General features: G+C 69.7%; 19 protein-coding genes. 10 read left to right on the top strand and 9 right to left on the bottom strand.

Features of this window, described 5'->3' with window-relative positions; translation table 11 throughout:
• Positions 1-148: 148 nt before the first annotated feature.
• The 3 genes from ACZ6WN_RS04770 to ACZ6WN_RS04760 form a co-directional block, all read right to left on the bottom strand.
• Positions 149-1,054, bottom strand: coding sequence for a 4-(cytidine 5'-diphospho)-2-C-methyl-D-erythritol kinase (locus ACZ6WN_RS04770; protein ID WP_465863034.1), 906 nt, complete (start codon positions 1,052-1,054; stop codon positions 149-151).
• Entirely contained in the window at positions 1,051-1,920 is an 870-nt protein-coding gene (gene rsmA / locus ACZ6WN_RS04765; protein ID WP_465863033.1) for a 16S rRNA (adenine(1518)-N(6)/adenine(1519)-N(6))-dimethyltransferase RsmA, read from the bottom strand. Before rsmA ends, ACZ6WN_RS04770 begins: the two co-directional genes overlap by 4 nt.
• Before the next feature lie 107 nt (positions 1,921-2,027).
• Complete coding sequence (locus ACZ6WN_RS04760) at positions 2,028-3,101, bottom strand: ubiquitin-like domain-containing protein (RefSeq protein WP_465863032.1); 1,074 nt, start codon at positions 3,099-3,101, stop codon at positions 2,028-2,030.
• Positions 3,102-3,671: 570 nt separating this feature from the next.
• On the opposite strand from ACZ6WN_RS04760, the gene ACZ6WN_RS04755 reads away from it, so the two are divergent.
• Positions 3,672-6,002 (top strand): immune inhibitor A domain-containing protein, encoded by a 2,331-nt coding sequence (locus ACZ6WN_RS04755; protein WP_465863031.1) that lies wholly within the window; start codon positions 3,672-3,674, stop codon positions 6,000-6,002.
• A gap of 72 nt (positions 6,003-6,074) precedes the next feature.
• On the opposite strand, the gene ACZ6WN_RS04750 is transcribed toward ACZ6WN_RS04755, so the two are convergent.
• Together ACZ6WN_RS04750 and rsmI are read right to left on the bottom strand one after the other, a co-directional pair.
• Positions 6,075-6,896, bottom strand: coding sequence for a TatD family hydrolase (locus ACZ6WN_RS04750; RefSeq protein WP_465863030.1), 822 nt, complete (start codon positions 6,894-6,896; stop codon positions 6,075-6,077).
• Positions 6,897-7,061: 165 nt separating this feature from the next.
• The gene (rsmI, locus tag ACZ6WN_RS04745) at positions 7,062-7,913 is read right to left on the bottom strand and encodes a 16S rRNA (cytidine(1402)-2'-O)-methyltransferase (protein WP_465863029.1); all 852 of its coding nucleotides are present in this window, start codon (positions 7,911-7,913) and stop codon (positions 7,062-7,064) included.
• A 33-nt stretch (positions 7,914-7,946) separates the two neighbouring features.
• On the opposite strand from rsmI, the gene ACZ6WN_RS04740 reads away from it, so the two are divergent.
• The 4 genes from ACZ6WN_RS04740 (at position 7,947) to ACZ6WN_RS04725 (ending at position 11,766) form a co-directional block, all read left to right on the top strand.
• Positions 7,947-9,728: a dolichyl-phosphate-mannose--protein mannosyltransferase gene (locus ACZ6WN_RS04740; RefSeq protein ID WP_465863028.1), complete on the top strand. Its 1,782-nt coding sequence runs from the start codon at positions 7,947-7,949 to the stop codon at positions 9,726-9,728.
• Complete coding sequence (locus tag ACZ6WN_RS04735) at positions 9,719-10,843, top strand: N-acetylglucosamine-6-phosphate deacetylase (RefSeq protein WP_465863027.1); 1,125 nt, start codon at positions 9,719-9,721, stop codon at positions 10,841-10,843. The genes ACZ6WN_RS04740 and ACZ6WN_RS04735 overlap by 10 nt, the downstream gene beginning before the upstream one ends.
• A 23-nt stretch (positions 10,844-10,866) precedes the next feature.
• A complete protein-coding gene (locus tag ACZ6WN_RS04730; protein WP_465863025.1) occupies positions 10,867-11,286 on the top strand; it encodes a DUF3054 domain-containing protein in 420 nt (139 codons plus the stop codon).
• 165 nt (positions 11,287-11,451) lie between these two features.
• Complete coding sequence (locus ACZ6WN_RS04725; protein WP_465863024.1) at positions 11,452-11,766, top strand: hypothetical protein; 315 nt, start codon at positions 11,452-11,454, stop codon at positions 11,764-11,766.
• On the opposite strand, the gene ACZ6WN_RS04720 is transcribed toward ACZ6WN_RS04725, so the two are convergent.
• The 4 genes from ACZ6WN_RS04720 to ACZ6WN_RS04705 are packed head-to-tail and all read right to left on the bottom strand — an operon-like array spanning position 11,699 to position 14,085.
• Positions 11,699-12,451: an energy-coupling factor ABC transporter ATP-binding protein gene (locus tag ACZ6WN_RS04720; protein WP_465863022.1), complete on the bottom strand. Its 753-nt coding sequence runs from the start codon at positions 12,449-12,451 to the stop codon at positions 11,699-11,701. The two genes, ACZ6WN_RS04725 and ACZ6WN_RS04720, sit on opposite strands and share 68 nt — an antisense overlap.
• A complete protein-coding gene (gene cbiQ, locus ACZ6WN_RS04715; protein ID WP_465863021.1) occupies positions 12,448-13,059 on the bottom strand; it encodes a cobalt ECF transporter T component CbiQ in 612 nt (203 codons plus the stop codon). The genes ACZ6WN_RS04720 and cbiQ overlap by 4 nt, the downstream gene beginning before the upstream one ends.
• Position 13,060: 1 nt before the next feature.
• Entirely contained in the window at positions 13,061-13,396 is a 336-nt protein-coding gene (locus ACZ6WN_RS04710; RefSeq protein ID WP_465863020.1) for a PDGLE domain-containing protein, read from the bottom strand.
• Positions 13,393-14,085 (bottom strand): energy-coupling factor ABC transporter permease, encoded by a 693-nt coding sequence (locus tag ACZ6WN_RS04705; protein ID WP_465863019.1) that lies wholly within the window; start codon positions 14,083-14,085, stop codon positions 13,393-13,395. Before ACZ6WN_RS04705 ends, ACZ6WN_RS04710 begins: the two co-directional genes overlap by 4 nt.
• Before the next feature lie 185 nt (positions 14,086-14,270).
• On the opposite strand from ACZ6WN_RS04705, the gene ACZ6WN_RS04700 reads away from it, so the two are divergent.
• From ACZ6WN_RS04700 to ACZ6WN_RS04680, 5 genes are read left to right on the top strand one after another with little or no spacing between them, the layout of a single operon-like run.
• Positions 14,271-15,497 (top strand): acetyl-CoA C-acetyltransferase, encoded by a 1,227-nt coding sequence (locus ACZ6WN_RS04700; protein WP_465863018.1) that lies wholly within the window; start codon positions 14,271-14,273, stop codon positions 15,495-15,497.
• 52 nt (positions 15,498-15,549) lie between these two features.
• Complete coding sequence (locus tag ACZ6WN_RS04695; RefSeq protein ID WP_465863016.1) at positions 15,550-16,347, top strand: CoA transferase subunit A; 798 nt, start codon at positions 15,550-15,552, stop codon at positions 16,345-16,347.
• Between the two features lie 3 nt (positions 16,348-16,350).
• On the top strand, positions 16,351-17,007 hold the full coding sequence (locus ACZ6WN_RS04690) for a CoA transferase subunit B (protein WP_465863015.1): 657 nt from the start codon (positions 16,351-16,353) through the stop codon (positions 17,005-17,007).
• Positions 17,008-17,061: 54 nt separating this feature from the next.
• Positions 17,062-17,457, top strand: coding sequence for a nuclear transport factor 2 family protein (locus tag ACZ6WN_RS04685; protein WP_465863014.1), 396 nt, complete (start codon positions 17,062-17,064; stop codon positions 17,455-17,457).
• Positions 17,458-17,498: 41 nt separating this feature from the next.
• The gene (locus ACZ6WN_RS04680; RefSeq protein WP_465863013.1) at positions 17,499-18,203 is read left to right on the top strand and encodes a helix-turn-helix transcriptional regulator; all 705 of its coding nucleotides are present in this window, start codon (positions 17,499-17,501) and stop codon (positions 18,201-18,203) included.
• Positions 18,204-18,256: the final 53 nt, after the last annotated feature.

Raw genomic sequence — 18,256 nt, 5'->3', positions numbered from 1 at the left:
GTACTCGGCCGACCTACCTGCCGTCTCGGCCGACCTACCTGCCGTCTCGGCCGACCTACCTGCCGTCTCGGCCGACCTACCTGCCGTCTCGGCCGACCTACCTGCCGTCTCGGCCGACCTGGCCGACGCCTCGGCGTGGAGCGGCGGGTCAGTAGGTGACTACGTGGGCACCGGCGACCGGGCCGGGGGCGGTCCAGACGCGGTCGTACGCCTTGGCCTGCATCGCTCCGGCGACCTCGCGGGCGTGGGCGGCGTCACGACAGAGCATCAGGACCGTCGGGCCCGAGCCGGAGAGCTGGACGGCCATGGCGCCGGCCTCCTCGCCATCGGCGAAGGTCTGGGCGAGGTCGGGGCGTAGCGCCAGCGCCGGGGCCTGCAGGTCGTTGGTGAGCGCCTCGGCGAGGAGCTCCGCATCGCCCTTCTCCAGCGCCATGAGCAGGCTCTCGGGGACCTGCGGGTCGCCGACGTCGGTCCCAGCGAGCTCGTCGAAGGCACGGTAGACCGAGGGCGTCGACAGTCCCTGCTCGTTGCCGACCACGACCCACCACCAGGCGCCGTTGTCGGTGACCGGCTCGACGATCTCGCCACGGCCGCCGCCGACGGCGGTGGCACCGATGAGAGCGAAGGGCACGTCGGACCCCAGCTGTCCGGCCAGAGCCAGCAGATCCTCGTCGGAGGTCTCCAGCGACCACAGGCGGTCGAGGGCGACGAGCGTCGCGGCCGCGTCGGCCGATCCGCCGGCGAGGCCGCCGGCGACCGGGATGCCCTTGTGGATCGCGACCTTCGCGGCCTTGTCGATGCCGTTGTGGGCGGCGAGCGCCTTGCCCGCCCGGACGACGATGTTGTCCTCGCCGGTCGGGATCTCGCTCAGCGCGATGTGGTCCTCCGCGGTGAGCGAGACCTGCCACTCGGCGGCCTCACTCACGGTGACGTCGTCGTAGAGCCCGATCGCCTGGTAGACCGTCGCCAGCGGGTGGAACCCGTCCGCACGGACCGGCCCTACGCCGAGGTGGAGGTTGAACTTCGCGGCCGCGCGAACGGTGATCGTCGTCATGAGGGGAGCCTTTGGAGCGATTCGGTGATGCGTACGAAGTCCGCGATGGTCAGCGACTCGCCGCGCGCCAGCGGGTCGACCCCGGCCTCGACCAGTGCCTTCTCGGCGGCGTCGGCGGAGCCGGCCAGCGGCTTGAGTACGCCGCGCAGGGCCTTGCGGCGCTGCGCGAAGGCGGCGTCGATGACCGCGAAGACCTGTTCGCGGGAGACCGACGTCGACGGCGGCTCGCGGTGACGCCAGTAGACGAGGCCGGAGTCGACGTTGGGGGCCGGCCAGAAGACGTTGCGGCCGATCGCGCCGGCGCGGCGTACCTCGGCATACCAGGCGGCCTTGACCGACGGGACGCCGTAGACCTTGGAGCCCGGCTTGGCGGCCAGCCGGTCGGCGACCTCGGCCTGCACCATCACCAGCCCGTGGCGCAGCGAGGGCAGCAGCGACATCAGGTGCAAGAGGACCGGGACCGACACGTTGTAGGGCAGGTTGGCGACCAGGGCTGTGGGCGGCGGGCCGGGGACCGACTCGACCCGCAGAGCGTCCGCGCGGAGCAGGCTGAACGCGTCGGCCTGGTCGGGGGCGTACTCCTGGATGGTTCTCGGCAGCCGCTGCGCCAGGACCTCGTCGATCTCGATGGCGGTCACCTTGGCGCCGGTCTCGAGGATGGCGAGGGTGAGCGATCCGAGGCCGGGGCCGACCTCGACGACGACGTCGTCGGCTCCGACGCCGGACTCGCGCACGATCCGACGCACGGTGTTGGCGTCGATCACGAAGTTCTGACCGCGCTGCTTGGTGGGGCGAAGGTCGAGCTCAGCGGCCAGCGCCCGGACCTCCGCAGGCCCCAACAGGCGCGTCGGAGTGCGGTCGGTCATGCCACACAGCGTAGGCCCCACAACGCCGAGTCGGCGCATCTGTCCCAACGAGGTGGGACAAACGCGCCGACTCGAGGTCGATCTCCGGGGCAGATGCGCCGGGTCGACTACTGGGGCAGACCGAGGCTCTGCGAGCAGGCCGGCCAGGAGCCGTAGCCGCCGCCATTGGCGTCACGGACCTTGGTCGCGATCGCGATCTGGGTCTCGCGGCTGTTCTCGCTCGGGAGACCCGAGCCGCCGTAGGCCTGCCAGGTCTGCAGGTTGAACTGCAGCCCGCCGTAGTAGCCGTTGCCGGTGTTGATCGCCCAGTTGCCACCGGACTCGCACTGCGCGAGCTGGTCCCAGACGGTGCTGCCACCGGCGAAGTTGGCCGCGGGGGCCTGCTCCTCCTTGGTGCCGACCTTGACGACGCGGGTCTCGGCCTCCTCGATCACGTTCTGCTCGAGGACCTTCCGGGAGACGGCCTCGCCGTTCTTGTAGACGATGCGGTAGGTCACCGAACGGACTCCGTCGGAGCCTTCCTCGACGACCTCGGTCTCACCCTTGACCATCGAGGAGTCCTCGATCTCCTTGACCGGAGCCTCGACCGCCTCGCGGGCGACCTTCTGGTTCTTGGCGGAGAAGTCGGTGAAGACGATCTTCTGACCGGTCTTCAGGGCCTTGCCGGAGGCCGGCGAGACCTTGTCCCGGCGCTCCAGGTCGACGCCGAGGTCCTTGAGCGCGTCGCCGACGGTCAGCGCGGTCACGCTGACCTTCTTGGCCTTCTTGCCGGCCAGCTCGACCTTGACGGTCTTCGGCGTGATGACGTCGAGCGACATCCCGTCGCGGCCGATGTACGCACCGCGGCTGGTCGAGAGCTCTGCCCGGTCGTAGTCACGGCCGAGCTCGGCGAGAGCGCCGCCGACGGTGGTCGCGGTGACCCAGTGGTCCTGGGACTTGCCGTCGACCTCGAGGCTCAGCTGACGGGCGTAGCGGACGCTGATCGCGCTGCCGTCCTCGACCTTGGTGTCGACCGACGGTGCGACCGCGTCACGGTCGCCGACCTCGATGCCCTCGGCCTCGAGAACCTCTCCGACGGTGTCGGCGTGGACGCTGACGTCCTTGGCCTTGCCGTCGACCGAGACGATGACATCGGTCTGGGAGGTCTTGACCCCGTATGCCGCGCCGCCCGTGGCGACCACGGCGGCGGCGAGTCCACCGACCAGAATGGCCTTACGGCGAGGAGTAGATGCGATGTTGCGAACCCATGAGGTGGTGCTGCTGACGGGCACAATGCTCCGATGTTCGTGCTCTCCGGGCACGGGCGAACGGTGTTGCGAGATCTGTCGATCCACGCGCTGAGGCCCACCCCCAACACCGTCCGGATCTGTCCCGATCCCGGCTATCTCGCCGGACAGCGGAACAAATACGGTCGGTTAAATGCAAGTCCCCTACCCGATCCGCAGGCAATTACAAGCATGCAATCTCGGCATCAACTGGGGGTCAGAGGGGGCTGTCAATACCTGTCGCAGCGAATGACAGGTGTGCGATTCAACACGTCGAAATCGCTGGTCAAGCGGGTTGATCAGGCAACATGTCGTAATCCCGCCACGAAATATTGTGCTCGCTGGCCAATAGGCGACAAATCCTTTACAGGTAACTCCATTGCTTGGTGTTGTACTCCGAAGCCATCTGTGTCGTGATGGCCCGTCGTGCCGGTCAGTTCTCGGGGAAGGCAGATGTGCGCGATGTCACCAGACTCCGGAGGAACGATGAACAGACGCGTTACCAGCGCGCTGGCCGCACTCGCGGTCGCAGGCGTGACGCCAGTGATCCTCACTCACTCGCCGGCGAGCGCCGTCGAGCCAGAGGGGACCCCTGCTGCGGCCGCCGTCAAGCAGAAGGTCGACAACAAGCCCGACGCGCTCAACACCAAGCGCACCGAGCTCAAGACCAACGCCGCCACCGCCGTCGCCACCGGCGAGAAGCAGACGGTCACGAAGAACGGCAGCGAGGTCGTCAAGATGGGCTCGGGCAAGAACGCCCGCTGGGTGGAGCACGAGCCCACCGAGAAGTCCCAGCTGCTGAGCTTCCTGGTCGAGTTCGGCGAGGGCGGCAACCCGGCCTTCCCCGACAACACCTCGGGCCCGCTCCACAACGAGATCGCGCCGCCCGCCGAGGACGACAACTCCACCTACTGGGAGGAGGACTTCTCCCGCGAGCACTACATGGACATGTTCTTCAACCAGAACAAGGGTGAGGAGTCGTTCCACAACGTCTACAAGGAGATGTCGAGCGGCCGCTTCGACCTCCAGGGCGACGTCAGCGACTGGGTCACGCTCCCGCACGCGGAGTCGTACTACCAGAACGACAAGGGCGACGAGACCGCCGCCGCGATGAAGAACTACATCCAGGACAGCGCCAACGCCTGGTACGACGCGCAGAAGGCGGCCGGCAAGACCGACGCCGAGATCACGGCCTACCTCCAGGACTACGACATCTGGGACCGCTACGACCTTGATGGCGACGGCAACTTCAACGAGGCCGACGGCTACATCGACCACTTCCAGGCGATCCACTCCGGTGAGGGCGAGGAGGCCGGCGCCGACCCGTGGGCCATCTGGTCGCACCGCTGGGCCGCGAACGCGTCCGGCTCCGACGGCCCGGCCGACTTCCCGAAGGCCGGCGGCGTCAAGATCGGCAACACCGACATCTGGATCCGCGACTACACCACGGAGCCCGAGAACGGCGGCCTGGGCGTCTTCGCGCACGAGTTCGGCCACGACCTCGGTCTGCCGGACTTCTACGACACCGCGGGCGGCGAGAACGGCACCGGCTTCTGGACCCTGATGAGCTCGGGTTCCTGGCTCGGCCACGGTGACGGCACCATCGGCACCACCCCCAACCACATGGGCGCCCCCGAGAAGCTCTTCCTCGGCTGGCTCAACTACGACACGGTCGAGGCCGGTACGTCCAAGAAGCTGACCCTCGGTCCGAGCTTCCACGACACCGGGGCGAAGACGCCACAGGCACTCGTGGTCGACCTCCCCGACGGCGAGACGACCCACGACGTCGGCTCCGGCTCGTCCGGCAAGACGTTCCTCTACTCCGGCAAGGGCGATGACCGCACGGCCACCGCGGTCAGCCCGGAGATCGCCGTCCCCGCGGGCGGCACGCTCTCGGCCAAGGTGAAGTACGACCTCGAGGCGGAGTACGACTTCACCTTCCTGGAGGCCTCCACCGACGGTGGCACCACCTGGTCGACCCCGCTGGTGACGAACCTGTCCTCGGCCGAGTACAACAACGGCATCCACGGCACCTCCGACAGCACCTGTGACGGCAACTGCGCCGACCACGACCCGCAGGAGTACGTGGACCTGACCGCCGACCTCTCGGCGTACGCCGGTCAGAACGTGAAGCTCCGCTTCCGCACCGCCAACGACGGCGGCGTCGCCTATTACGGCTTCGCCATCGACGACCTCTCGGTCGGCTCGGCCTACACCACGGACTTCTCGTCCTTCGCCGACTGGACCGTCAAGGAGTACCTGGGCATCACGGACGGCACCTACACCTCGACGTACCCGCGCTTCTACATCGCCGAGAACCGGCAGTACAAGGGCTACGACAAGACGCTGGCCGAGGGTCCGTACAACTTCGGCTACGGGGTCACCGCGCCGGACAAGGTGGACCACTACGCCTACCAGGACGGCCTGCTGGTCTGGTACCAGAACGGCGCCTACGGCGACAACAACACCTCCGAGCACCCCGGCGGCGGCCAGGCGCTGATCGTCGACTCCACCGCGGGTGTCCAGAAGTGGTCGAACGGCACCCTGTCCCGCAACCGGATGCAGGGCTACGACTCGACCTTCGACGTCGACCGGACCGACCGGCTCCACCTGGAGAACGAGATCGCCGGCGCTCCGAACAACGTCCTCGACGTGCCGGCGCGCAAGAGCGTCGCCACCTTCTACGACAGCTCGGAGACGGCGTACTGGGATGCGGCCAACCCGGCGCACTCGACCAAGACCGCCGGCAGCGGCGTGAAGATCAAGGTGCTCTCCTCCGACGAGCGCAAGGGCATCATGAAGATCAGCGTCTCCTGACCTGATCCGATCAGTCCCGCTGGTCGAGCCTGCGAGCGCTAGCGAGCGGCTCGACCAGCGGGGCTCGCCGTTTTACCAGGTGCCGCCGAAGGCGGTCTCGGTGTTGGCGTTGACGGCGTTGCAGAGCACTTCGAGGTCGTCGCCGCGTACGTCCGCCATGACCCGCATCGTCGCCGGGATCATGTAGCTGGAGTTGATCGCGCCGCGGTGGGGATGGGGCGTCAGGAACGGGGCGTCGGTCTCGACCAGGATGCGGTCCTGAGGCGTGATCGCGAGGGCGTCGCGGAGGTACTGGGCGTTCTTGAACGTCACCGTGCCGGCGAAGGAGAGGTAGGCGCCGCGGTCCAGGCACTGCCGGGCGAACTCGGCGTCACCGGAGAAGCAGTGCATCACCCAGCGCTCCGGCGGCCCGACGCTGTCGATCACCTCGAGGACCGCCTCGTGGGCGTCGCGGTCGTGGATCATCAGGGTCTTGTCGAGGCGCTTGGCCATGTCGATGTGGCGCCGGAACGAGTAGGCCTGGGTCTCGCGGCCCTCCTCGTCGGTGCGGAAGAAGTCCATCCCGGTCTCCCCCACCACCCGCACCTTGTCGTGGGCCCCGGCGAGCTTCTCGATCTCGTCGAGAGCAGCCTCGAGATCGGGCTGGCGAGGAGCGTCGTTGGGGTGCAGCGCGACGCCGGCGACCATGTTGTCGTACGTCTCGGCCGCCTCCACCGCCCAGCGTGCCCCCGGCAGGTCGCACCCGATCTGTACCACCCGGGTCACCCCCACCGCCGCCGCCTGCGCGAGCGCCTCCTCGACTGGAAGGCTCTCGTCCCCTCTGACGATGTCGAGATGGGTGTGGTTGTCGACAACGGGCGCGGGCAGAGGCTCGGGAAGCGGCGGAAAACTCACGCCCCGATCCTAGTTCCCGCCGAGAAGCCAGTTTCTGACGCCGAGGCGTCGGTCTTTGATGTCGAGGCGTCAGTTTCTGGCATCGAGAAGTCAGTCGAGCGAGTTCGCGTGGTGAGGAACTGACATCTCGGGGTCAAGAACAGACTTCTCGGCCTCAGAAACCGACTAGCCGGCGGGTTTGTGGACGAGGTCATAGACCTCGCGTTTGGGTACGCCGGCGAGCTTGGCGACCTCGGCGATGGCCTCCTTCTTCGTGTGGCCCTCCGCCTCCAGGTCTGCGACCGCGGCCCGCAGGCTCTCGGGGTCGTTGCTGACCTCGGCGGAGGGGTCGGCGCCGGTGACGACGATGGTGACCTCGCCGCGGACGCCCTCGGCGGCCCAGTCGACGAGGTCGGCGAGGGGGCCGCGGCGTACTTCCTCGTGGGTCTTGGTGAGCTCGCGGCAGACCGCGGCGGCGCGGGTGTCGCCGAAGGCGTCGCGCATGGCTGCCAGGGCGGCCTCGGTGCGGTGGGGCGCCTCGAAGAAGACCATGGTGCGCTCCTCCTTCGCCAGGCTCGCCAGACGCCGCGAGCGCTCGCCGGCCTTGCGGGGCAGGAAGCCCTCGAAGCAGAACCGGTCGACAGGGAGGCCGCTGACGGCCAGCGCGGTCAAGACTGCCGAAGGGCCGGGCACCGCGGTGACGCGTACGTCCTTCTCGACCGCGGCCGCGACCAGCCGATAGCCGGGGTCGGAGACCGAGGGCATCCCGGCATCGGTGACCAGGAGGACGCGGTTGCCGTCGAGGAGATCGGCGAGCAGCGACGGGGTCCGGGCGCTCTCGTTGCCCTCGAAGTAGGAGACGATCCGGCCCTTGATCTCGACCCCCAGATCGCGGGTCAGCCGGGAGAGCCGACGGGTGTCCTCAGCTGCGACGACGTCCGCGATCGCCAGCTCCGAGGCTAAACGGGGTGGGGCATCCTCCACTCGCCCGATCGGGGTTGCCGCCAAGATGAGCACGCCGTCGTCTGGATCTGCCACGCCTACATTGTCGCAGGCCTATAGGGTGCCATCGTGACAACGACGGTGACCAGGGCGGACGAGCCCGTGGAGGGGTTGGCGAGCACCCCTTCCGGTCACCTGCTCCCGACCGCCTGGGAACGCGCCCGGCGTCGCATCAACGGATCGCCGCGCGCCGGCTGGGCGGCGACGATCGGGATCACGGCGCTCGCGTTCCTGCTGCGACTGTGGCATCTCGGCACTCCGAAGGTCTTCGCCTTCGACGAGACCTACTACGCCAAGGACGCCTGGGCGCTGCTCGAGTTCGGCTACGCCCGCAACTTCATCGAGGGCGCCGACGACAACATCCTGGCCGGGCGGCTCGACGGGCAGTTCGCCGACGGGCCGTCGATGATCGTCCACCCCGACGTGGGCAAGTGGATCATCGCGCTCGGCATCAAGCTCTTCGGGATGGACCCGTTCGGCTGGCGGATCGCCTCGGTCGTGGTCGGCTCGCTCCTGGTGCTGCTGACGATCCGGTTCGTACGCCGCGTCTCCGGCTCCATGATGCTCGGTCTCGTCGGCGGCATCCTGGTCACTTTCGACGGGCTCGCGTTCGTGCTCTCGCGGCTGGCCCTGCTCGATCTCTTCGTCGCCTTCTTCCTGCTGCTCGCGGTGCACCTGATGGTGATGGACCGCGACTGGTGCCGGCGTCGGTTCTCCACGCTCGCGCCCACCCATCTCGCCGAGCCCGGCGACTGGGGTCCGGTCCGCCGGCTGCTGTTCCGGCCGTGGCTGCTCTGCTCGGGCATCGCGTGGGGGCTGGCGATCGGCTGCAAGTGGGAGGCGCTCTACCCGCTGGCCGCCTTCGGTCTGCTCTATGTGGCCTGGTCCGCCGGGATGCGGCGCTCCTTCGGCGTACGTCTGGCCTGGCTTCGTGCCTGTGTGGCCGACGGGCCGACGGCCTTCGTGCACCTGGTGGGTGTGGCGCTCGCGGTCTACGTGATGACCTGGATCCCGTGGATGACCCACGCGGACGTCTACGAAGAGTCGCTCTCGGCGACGCAGTACACCCGCTACACCGGCGAGGGCCACTGCGAGAACAAGTCGTACGTTCCCGAGAACCTCAACGAGAAGCGCTGGCCGACCGCCACGGAGCCGGACGCGTCCGGCCTCGGCGAGGTGACTCAGTCGCTGCGGTCGCTGTGGTACTACCACCGCGACGTCTACACCTTCCACACCCACTTCCTGGAGTGCGCCGAGCACACCTACGGGTCTCATCCGATCGGCTGGCTCGTCCTGAACCGGCCGGTCGGGGTCGCGGCCGACACGGGGATCCTGTCGGGCGCGAAGTCGCGCGGCGAGATGTGCGAGGCTTCGCCGACGGCAGATCCTGACGGGGACGGCCCGGAGGAAGCCGGGACCTGCCTGCGGCAGGTGCTCCTCCTGGGGACGCCGGTGCTGTGGTGGGGAGCGTTCGTCGCGCTGATCGTCTCCGCGTTCATGTGGGTCGCCGCGCGGGACTGGCGGTTCGGGGTCGCCGTCGTCGGGGTGCTGTCGACGTGGCTGCCCTGGCTGCAGTACGCCGGGCGGCCGATCTTCTCCTTCTACATGATCATCGCGCTGCCGTTCCTGGTGCTCGGCCTGTGCCTGTGCCTCGGCAAGCTGCTCGACCGGCCACCGCCGCTGGCCGGTGGTGGCGCCGCCGGTCGGCGCCGGGTCTGGGGTGCGGTCGTCGGGGGCATCTTCGTCGTGCTGGTGATCTGCAACTTCGCCTGGTTCTGGCCGATCTACACCGATGAGCTGCTCACCCGGCAGGAATGGCTGACGAGGATCTGGTTCAAGCGATGGATCTAGGCGTACGCGGCCTCGTGCCGCGTCCCGGCGGCTTCGACGATCTCGTCGTCAGCGTCTCGGGCGGTGTGATCCAGGGGCTGCGGCCGGCGACGGAGGCCGACCCTGAGTCGGCGGGGGTCCTGCTGCCCGGCCTGGTGGACATCCACAACCACGGTGGCGGTGGGGCTTCCTTCCACTCGACGTCCTCGGACGAGATCGCCGTCGCGGCCGGCACCCATCATGCGGCCGGGACGACCACGCTGCTGGCCTCGACCGTGACCGACTCGCCCTCCCGGTTGCTGTCGGTCGTCTCCACCCTGGCCACCGCCGCGGAGGCCGGGCTGATCGCCGGGATCCACATGGAGGGGCCGTTCCTGGAGCACTCCTGCCGTGGCGCACACGATCCCGAGCTGCTGCGCGCGCCGGACGCCGGGCTCGCCCGCGAGCTCGTGGCCGCCGGGCGGGGGCAGCTGCGGGTGATGACACTGGCCGCGGAGCTCCCCGGTGCCGACGAGGTCGCCTCGGTGCTCACCGAGGCCGGCGTCGTGGTGGCGCTGGGGCACACCGCTGCCACCGCTTCTCGGGCCCGCGAGTTCCTGTCCGGGCCCGGGAGTCTGGTCACCCACCTCTTCAACGGGATGCCGCCCGCGCATCATCGCGACCCCGGGCCTGTGCTCGGGGCCCTGGGCGCCGCCGGGGTCGGCGATGCCTGCGTGGAGCTGATCGCCGACGGCGTACACCTCGACGACGAGACGGTCCGGGCCGTGATGTCGATGGTGCCCGGCTCGGTCGTGCTCGTCACCGACGCCATGGCCGCGGCCGGGATGGCCGACGGCGACTACCAGCTCGGGCCGCTGTCGGTGGAGGTACGCTCCGGGGTCGCCCGGGTGGCCGACGGAACCGGCAACGGGTCGATCGCCGGAGGCACCTCGCGACTCATCGACCAGGTGCGCCGCCATGCGGCCGCCGGGATCGACCTGGCGATGCTGATGAGGGCCGCGAGCCTGCGGCCGGCATCGGTGGTGGGCCTCGACGGGGGCCGTCTCGAGCCCGGTGCCCGCGCCGATCTGGTGATCACCGACGAGTCGCTGCAGCCGACCCGGGTGATGCGCGGCGGGGCCTGGCTCCCGGCGTAGGCCGCACTCGTATCCTGGGCACCATGTCCTCCACGAAGTCGTCCTCCCCACTCGTCGCCGGGCTCGCGCCCAGGTGGGCGGTCGCGGCCTTCGCCGTCGACGTCTTCTTCGTGCTCCTCTTCGCCTTCGCGGGCCGCCAGTCGCACGACTCCGGCCCCGCGCTCGTCGTGCTCCGCATCGCCTGGCCCTTCCTGGTCGGGCTCGCCGTGGCCTGGGCCGTCGTGGCCTGGCGCCGCTGGCCCGCCGCGCGTGCCTGGCCGGCGGGCGTGGTCGTCTGGCTCGGGACGTACGTCATCGGGATGGTGCTGCGCGGCCTCACCGGCGAAGGCCTCGCCCCGGCCTTCCTCGTCGTCTCGATCCTCTTCCTCGGCCTCACCCTGATCGGCTGGCGCGGCTACGTCAGCGCCAAGCTCCACTACCGCTCGAGGCGTCTGGCCGACTGACCTCTGCCGAGGCGTCAGGTAGGTCGGCCGACTGGGCATCGTTGTGCCAACTCGGGCGACGTACGTGACGCCTCGGGCGACGCGGACGACGCCTCGCCCGACGTAGGTGACGCCTCGGCCGACGTAGGTGACGCCTGGGCCGACGCGGGTGACGTCTCGCCCGACGTGGGTGACGCCTCGGCCGACGTACGTGACGCCTCGCCCGACGTGGGTGACGCCTCGCCCGACGCGGGTGACGCCTCGGCCAACGCACGCGACGCCTCGCCCGACGTACGTGACGCCTCGCCCGACGTAGGTGACACCTGGGCCGACGCGGGTGACGCCTCGCCCGACGTGGGTGACGCCTCGCCCGACGTACGTGACGCCTCGCCCGACGTACGAGACGCCTCGCCCGACGCGGGTGACGTCTCGGCTAGAGGGTGGCGGCTGCGGCGACGGGGTCGAAGCCGAAGGGGAGCTCGAGGCGGTGGGCGCGCATGAGGTCGGCGTTGGCGAGTACGTCGACGGTGCGGCCCTCGGCGGCGACGACGCCGCCGTCGAGGATGACCGAGCGCTCGCAGAGCTCGAGAGCGTAGGGCAGGTCGTGGGTCACCATCAGGACCGTGACGTCGAGGTCGCGGAGGATGTCGGCGAGCTCGCGGCGGGAGGCCGGGTCGAGGTTGGAGGACGGCTCGTCGAGGACCAGGATCTCCGGGTCCATCGCCAGGACGGTGGCCACGGCCACCCGGCGGCGCTGGCCGAAGGAGAGATGGTGCGGGGGCCGGTCGGCGAAGTCCTCCATCCCGACCTTCGCGAGCGCCTCGGTGACCTTCGCGTCGAGGGCCTCTCCGCGCAGGCCGAGGTTGGCGGGGCCGAAGGCGACGTCCTCGCGGACGGTGCCCATGAAGAGCTGGTCGTCGGGGTCCTGGAAGACGATGCCGACGCGACGGCGGATCTCCTTGATGTTGGCCTTGGTGACCGGCAGCCCGCTCACCGCGACGGATCCGGCGCCGGCGAGGTGGATGCCGTTGAGGTGCAGGACCAGCGTCGTCTTGCCGGCTCCGTTGGGACCCAGCAGCGCGACCCGCTCACCGCGGTGGACGTGCAGGTCGACGCCGAAGAGCGCCTGATGGCCGTCGGGGTAGGCGAAGGCGAGGCCGCGTACGTCGAGGACTGGAGTGGTCACCTGGGCATTCTCCCTGTGTAGCCGCGCGAGACCATCGCGAGGTGGACCCGCTCGCCGCGCTCGAAGGATCGGATGAACAGCGCGCCGACCGAGCGGGCCAGCACCGGCCAGTGGAGCGGGTTGCGGGCCTCGAAGCCGCGTGAGGCGCGCGCGACCGCCATCCGGCGCATCTCGTCGGTGACGACCTCGAGGTAGCGCACCATGAACGCCATGATCTGCACCAGCTGCTGAGGCAGCCGCAGCCGCTCCAGGCCGTGGACCAGCTCCTGAGGCGTCGTCGTCGCGGCCAGCAGCAGGCCGGCGATCACGCCGAGCGTGCCCTTGACCAGCAGCCCCCACGCGGAGAGCAGGCCGGACTCGCTCAGGCTGAGTCCGAGCACGTCGACCCGTGGCCCGTGCGCGATGAACGGCATCAGCAGGGCGAAGACCACGAACGGCGTCTCGACGACCATCCGCTTCAGCACCCACCCCGGTCGCACCCGCGCCACCGCGCCGACCGTCACCAGGACGGCGAGGAAGAAGGCGTACGCCGCGAACCACTCCCGCGGGGTGGCGACCACGACGAGCATGAACCCGACCAGGGCCAGGATCTTCAGATGAGCCGGCACCTCAGGCCCCGTCGGAGGACTCGGTGGAACGGCGACGTACGACCAGGGCGAGGCCGCCGGCGAGGAGCAGCACGACCACGGTGCCGATCACGCCGGCGAGGCCGCCGGAGAGTCGGGCGTCGTCGACACCCTTGGTGCCGTAGTCGGCCAGCGGGCCGTCGACGGCGCCGTGCTCCGAGGCGCTGTCGAGGAAGCCGGTCTTGCCGGCGACGTACTCGAGGCCGTCGGGATGGGCGGAGGCGTAGTAGGAGACCACGCCGGCCAGGAGCAGCGCGACGACGGCGATGCCGACGGCGACCCACCTGAACGGCACCGTGCGCTTCGACGCCGCGCTCATGCCACCGACTCCTTCGGCTTGATGACCAGATCGCGCTCGGCGATCACGCCTCGGGCGGCGTAGACGAGGTCGGGACGTACGGCCAGGATCGCGCCGACCGCGAGGAACGTGATCGCGCCCTCACCGAGGCCGATCACCGTGTGCCAGCCAAGCATCGCGGTGGCCAGCGTGGTCAGCGAGATGTCGGCGGTGCCACCGACGGCGTAGAGCGCGGTGAAGACCGACGCCGCCGCAGGGACGGAGAGGAAGGCGCCGATCGCCGCTGCGGGCGCGACCAGGCCTACCCGCTTCGGCAGCACCTTGATCAGCACCCGGCTCACCAGCCAGCCGACGACCACGGTGGTGACGGCCATGAGCAGGATGTTGGTCCCGAGCGCGGTGATGCCACCGTCGGCGAAGAGCAGGGACTGCACGATCAGCACGACCGAGACGCACAGCACCCCGGTCCACGGCCCCACCAGCACCGCCGCCAGGGCACCGCCCATCAGGTGACCGCTCGTGCCCGCCCCGACCGGGAAGTTGAGCATCTGAGTCGCGAAGACGAAGGCGGCGACGAGGCCGGCCAGCGGGGCGGTCTTGTCGTCGAGCTCGCGGCGCGCGCCGCGCAGCGCGACGCCTACCGCGACGACAGCGACTGCACCGGTGGCGATCGACGTGGGAGCGTCGAGGAAGCCGTCGGGGACGTGCATGGTCACCTCTTTGATCTGCGTGGGGTCGGACTGAAGCGGAGCCCGAGGAAACTGCTAACGCGAACTTATCGCAATAGCCTGGACCGCGCACTGTCCGGTCGGACGGTTGATCAAGACTTCAGATGTGTCAATCAGCGCCAAATGAGTACTTCTCAAGTCATGACTGCGCGCGTACCGTCGAGGGCATGAGCAGCGCCGCCAACGACATCGTCATCTGCGAGCCCCTCCGCACCCCGGTCGGCCGGTTCCTCGGCGCCCTGGCGCCGCTGACCGCGACCGACCTCGCCACGACGGTCCTGCGCGAGCTGGTCGAGCGCACCGGCCTCCAGGAGGGCGACGTCGACGACGTCATCCTCGGCAACGGCTACGCCAGTGGCGAGAACCCCGCGATCGGCCGCATCGCGGCCCTCGACGCCGGGCTCGGCAACGGCGTCCCCGGCCTCCAGATCGACCGTCGCTGCGGCTCGGGACTCCAGGCGGTCCTGTACGCCGCGGGCTCGGTCGCCACCGGTGCCGCGAGCCTCGTCATCGCCGGCGGTGCGGAGTCGATGTCCAACGTCGAGCACTACGCGCTGGGACTGCGCGGCGGGGTGAAGCAGGGCGGCATCGAGCTGCTCGACCGCCTCGACCGGGCCCGCGAGACCGCGGGCGGCAAGGACCACCCGATCCCCGGCGGCATGATCGAGACCGCGGAGAACCTGCGCCGTGAGTACGGCATCTCCCGCGAGGAGCAGGACGAGCTCGCGCTCCGCTCCAACCAGCGCGCCGTCGCCGCCCACGAGGCCGGCAAGTTCGCCGACGAGCTGGTCCCGGTGACCGTCCCCGGCGGCCGCCGCAAGCCCGATGTCGTCGTCGACCGCGACGAGCACCCCCGTGCCGACATCTCCCTGGAGAAGCTCGCCTCGTTGCGACCCATCCGGCTGAAGGTCGACGAGGAGTCGACGGTCACCGCGGGCAACGCCTCCGGCCAGAACGACGGCGCCGCGATGTGCATCGTGACCACCCGCGCCGAGGCGGAGAAGCGTGGCCTGACTCCCCTGCTGGCCCTCAAGTCCTGGGCCGTCTCCGGCTGCGAGCCCGAGCGGATGGGCATCGGTCCCGTCCTCTCCAGCCGCACCGCGCTGTCGCGGGCCGGGCTCACCCTCGACGAGATCGACCTGATCGAGCTCAACGAGGCCTTCGCCGCCCAGGTCCTCGCCGTGCTGCGCGAGTGGAAGGTCGACGCCACCGACGAGCGCCTCAACCCCAACGGCTCAGGCATCTCCCTCGGCCACCCGATCGGTGCCACCGGCGCCCGCATCCTCGCCACCGCTGCCCGCGAGGCGCAGCGACGCGAGGCCCGGTACGTCCTGGAGACGATGTGCATCGGTGGCGGGCAGGGGCTCGCGGCGGTGTTCGAGTCGGTGCGCTGAGGCGTACGCCCCCTTCATTTCAGTAGAGCCTTCGAGAGAGCAGAGAAGACACATGGGTCTGGACAAGGTCGTCGGGTCGGCCGCGGAAGCGGTTGCCGACATTCACAGCGGGGCCAGCCTGGCCGTGGGCGGCTTCGGCCTGGTGGGAATCCCGTGGTTCCTGATCGAGGCGCTGCGGGAGCAGGGTGCCGACGACCTGATGGTCGTCTCCAACAACTGCGGCGTCGACGGCGCCGGGCTCGGCCTGCTGCTCGACGACCACCGCATCTCCCGCGTGATCGCGAGCTACATCGGCGAGAACAAGGAGTTCGGCCGCCAGTACCTGGCCGGCGAGATCACCCTCGAGCTCACCCCGCAGGGCACGCTCGCGGAGCGGATGCGCGCGGGCGGCAGCGGGATCGGCGCGTTCTACACCCCGACCGGCGTCGGCACGATGGTCTCCGACGGCGGCCTGCCCTACCGGTACAACCCCGACGGGACGATCGCCGAGGCCTCTTCCCCGAAGGAGGTGCGGGAGTTCCACGGCAAGCAGATGGTGCTCGAGGAGGGCATCATCACCGACTTCGCGCTGGTCCGCGCGACCCGCGTCGACCGGGCCGGAAACGCCCAGTTCAACGCCTCCACGCGGAACTTCAACGTGCCCGCCGCGATGGCCGGACGCGTCACGATCGTCGAGGCCGAGGAGGTCGTCGAGGTCGGCGAGATCGCCCCGGCCGACGTCCACCTTCCGGGGATCTTCGTGAAGCGGATCCTCGCGCTGACGCCCGAGCAGGCAGCGCGCAAGGACATCGAGAAGCGTACGACGCGCGGCGAGCGCCCCACCGACACCGCATCGAACAAGGAGGCCTGAGTCATGGCTTGGGACCGCAACCAGATGGCCGCGCGTGCCGCGCAGGAGCTGCAGGACGGCGACTACGTCAACCTCGGGATCGGCCTGCCGACGCTGATCCCCGACTACATCCCGGAGACCTCGACGGTCGTGCTGCACGCCGAGAACGGCATCCTCGGCGTCGGCCCGTTCCCCTACGAGGACGAGGTCGACCCCGACCTGATCAACGCCGGCAAGCAGACCGTCACCGTGCTCGCGGGGGCCTCCTACTTCGACTCCGCGACCTCGTTCGCGATGATCCGCGGTGGCCACATCGACGTCGCCGTCCTGGGCGCGATGCAGGTCTCGGCCAACGGTGACATCGCCAACTGGATGGTGCCCGGCCAGATGGTCAAGGGCATGGGCGGCGCGATGGACCTCGTCTCCGGCGCCGGGCGCGTGATCGTGCTGATGGAGCACGTCACCAAGAAGGGCGCCCCCAAGCTGCTGGAGGCCTGCGACCTGCCGCTGACCGGCCGCGGGATCGTGAAGCGGGTCATCACGGATCTCGGTGTCCTCGATGTCACCGGCGAGGCGTTCGAGCTCGTCGAGCTCGCTCCCGGGGTGACGCACGACGAGGTCGTGGCGGCCACCGGCGGGAAGGTCGTGGACCGGACGACTCCCGACACTGCTGGGGTCTGACCGGCCGGACAACTCCGACACACCGTTGTCGCCCCGGTGTCCCAGAGTGGGTCCATGACCGAGATCATGCACCCGACCAGCACCACGGCTCGAGACTCGCTCGACCTGTGGTTGACCATGTGGAACACCGACGGCGACATCGCCCGCCGGATCTGCGCCGACGACTTCCGGATCCACTTCGCCGTGACCGAGACCGACGGCTCGACGCCCGCGGACGACATCCGCTCCGCCGAGGACTTCGCTCGGTATCTCGACTGGTGGCACGGGCAGCACCCCGGCGTCGTGTTCGCGAACATCGCCGATGCGATCGACGGCGACCACGGACGGCTGCTCTGGGACATGCAGGTCGGCGACCTGCTCGTCGGCGGCGTCGACGTCTTCGACTTCGCCGAGGACGGCCGCGTCCGGCGGGTCTGGTCGGTCGGCGGGCAACGGAGCATGCGGAGCTGAGGCGTGGGCTCACCGTCGGTGGCCCCTGGAAGAATGCGAGCGTGAAGCGAGCCGAGCGGCAGTACGCCCTGGTAGACCTGCTCCGCGGAGCGCGTCGGCCATGGTCCGCTGCTCGGCTCGCGGCCGAGTTCGAGGTCTCCTCGCGCACGATCGAGCGCGACATCAGCTCACTTCAGCTCGCCGGCGTGCCGATCTACGCGGACCACGGAGCGAAGGGTGGCTACCTGATCCTGCGTGAGTACTCCCTCCCGCCCCTGAATCTCTCCGCCGCCGAGTCGCTGGCCGTCCTGGCCGGTCTCGGGGTGCTCGAGTCGTCGCCCTATCAGGCAGCGGCCCGACGTGCCCGGGCGAAGATCACGGCGGTCATGGCCGAGGAGCATCGCGACTCGGTGTCAGAGATGCTCGGGATGATCCAGGTCATCGAGCCTGGTGCCCCGGCCGACGGCAGCGTGCCGCTCGGCATGCTGTCCGACGTCGTCACAGCACGCCGCGTCGTACGCCTCACCTACCGCGGCGAGAGGCCTGACCACCCGGTGACCACCGTCCGCGACGTGGAGACCATGGGGCTCCTGCGAGCCGACGACACCTGGCTCCTCGTCGGCTGGTGCCGCCTTCGCGCCGCGATCCGCGGATTCCGGATCGGGCGGATCGCCCGGCTCGAGATCCTCGACGAGACCCCGCCCGCTCGCGACCCGTCGCTCCTCGAGGCCGACCTCGCGCGCTGGCCGACGCGACGCCTCGGATGAACCACGTCCGAACCGGGCGCGTAACACTCGGTTACATTCATCGTTTCACTCTG

The sequence above is a fragment of the Nocardioides sp. NPDC054178 genome (assembly GCF_055585005.1).
The sequence above is the reverse complement of the archived record's forward strand: the minus strand, read 5'-3'. Positions and strand labels throughout refer to the sequence as shown.

Excerpts from the sequence above, each read along its gene's own strand:
- ACZ6WN_RS04705 (WP_465863019.1), bottom strand. The coding sequence starts at position 14,085 with ATGCACGTCCCCGACGGCTTCCTCGACGCTCCCACGTCGATCGCCACC.
- ACZ6WN_RS04735 (WP_465863027.1), top strand. The coding sequence starts at position 9,719 with ATGGATCTAGGCGTACGCGGCCTCGTGCCGCGTCCCGGCGGCTTCGAC.
- ACZ6WN_RS04695 (WP_465863016.1), top strand. The coding sequence starts at position 15,550 with ATGGGTCTGGACAAGGTCGTCGGGTCGGCCGCGGAAGCGGTTGCCGAC.
- ACZ6WN_RS04730 (WP_465863025.1), top strand. The coding sequence starts at position 10,867 with ATGTCCTCCACGAAGTCGTCCTCCCCACTCGTCGCCGGGCTCGCGCCC.
- ACZ6WN_RS04700 (WP_465863018.1), top strand. The coding sequence starts at position 14,271 with ATGAGCAGCGCCGCCAACGACATCGTCATCTGCGAGCCCCTCCGCACC.
- ACZ6WN_RS04710 (WP_465863020.1), bottom strand. The coding sequence starts at position 13,396 with ATGAGCGCGGCGTCGAAGCGCACGGTGCCGTTCAGGTGGGTCGCCGTC.
- rsmA (WP_465863033.1), bottom strand. The coding sequence starts at position 1,920 with ATGACCGACCGCACTCCGACGCGCCTGTTGGGGCCTGCGGAGGTCCGG.
- ACZ6WN_RS04770 (WP_465863034.1), bottom strand. The coding sequence starts at position 1,054 with ATGACGACGATCACCGTTCGCGCGGCCGCGAAGTTCAACCTCCACCTC.
- ACZ6WN_RS04755 (WP_465863031.1), top strand. The coding sequence starts at position 3,672 with ATGAACAGACGCGTTACCAGCGCGCTGGCCGCACTCGCGGTCGCAGGC.
- ACZ6WN_RS04690 (WP_465863015.1), top strand. The coding sequence starts at position 16,351 with ATGGCTTGGGACCGCAACCAGATGGCCGCGCGTGCCGCGCAGGAGCTG.
- ACZ6WN_RS04685 (WP_465863014.1), top strand. The coding sequence starts at position 17,062 with ATGACCGAGATCATGCACCCGACCAGCACCACGGCTCGAGACTCGCTC.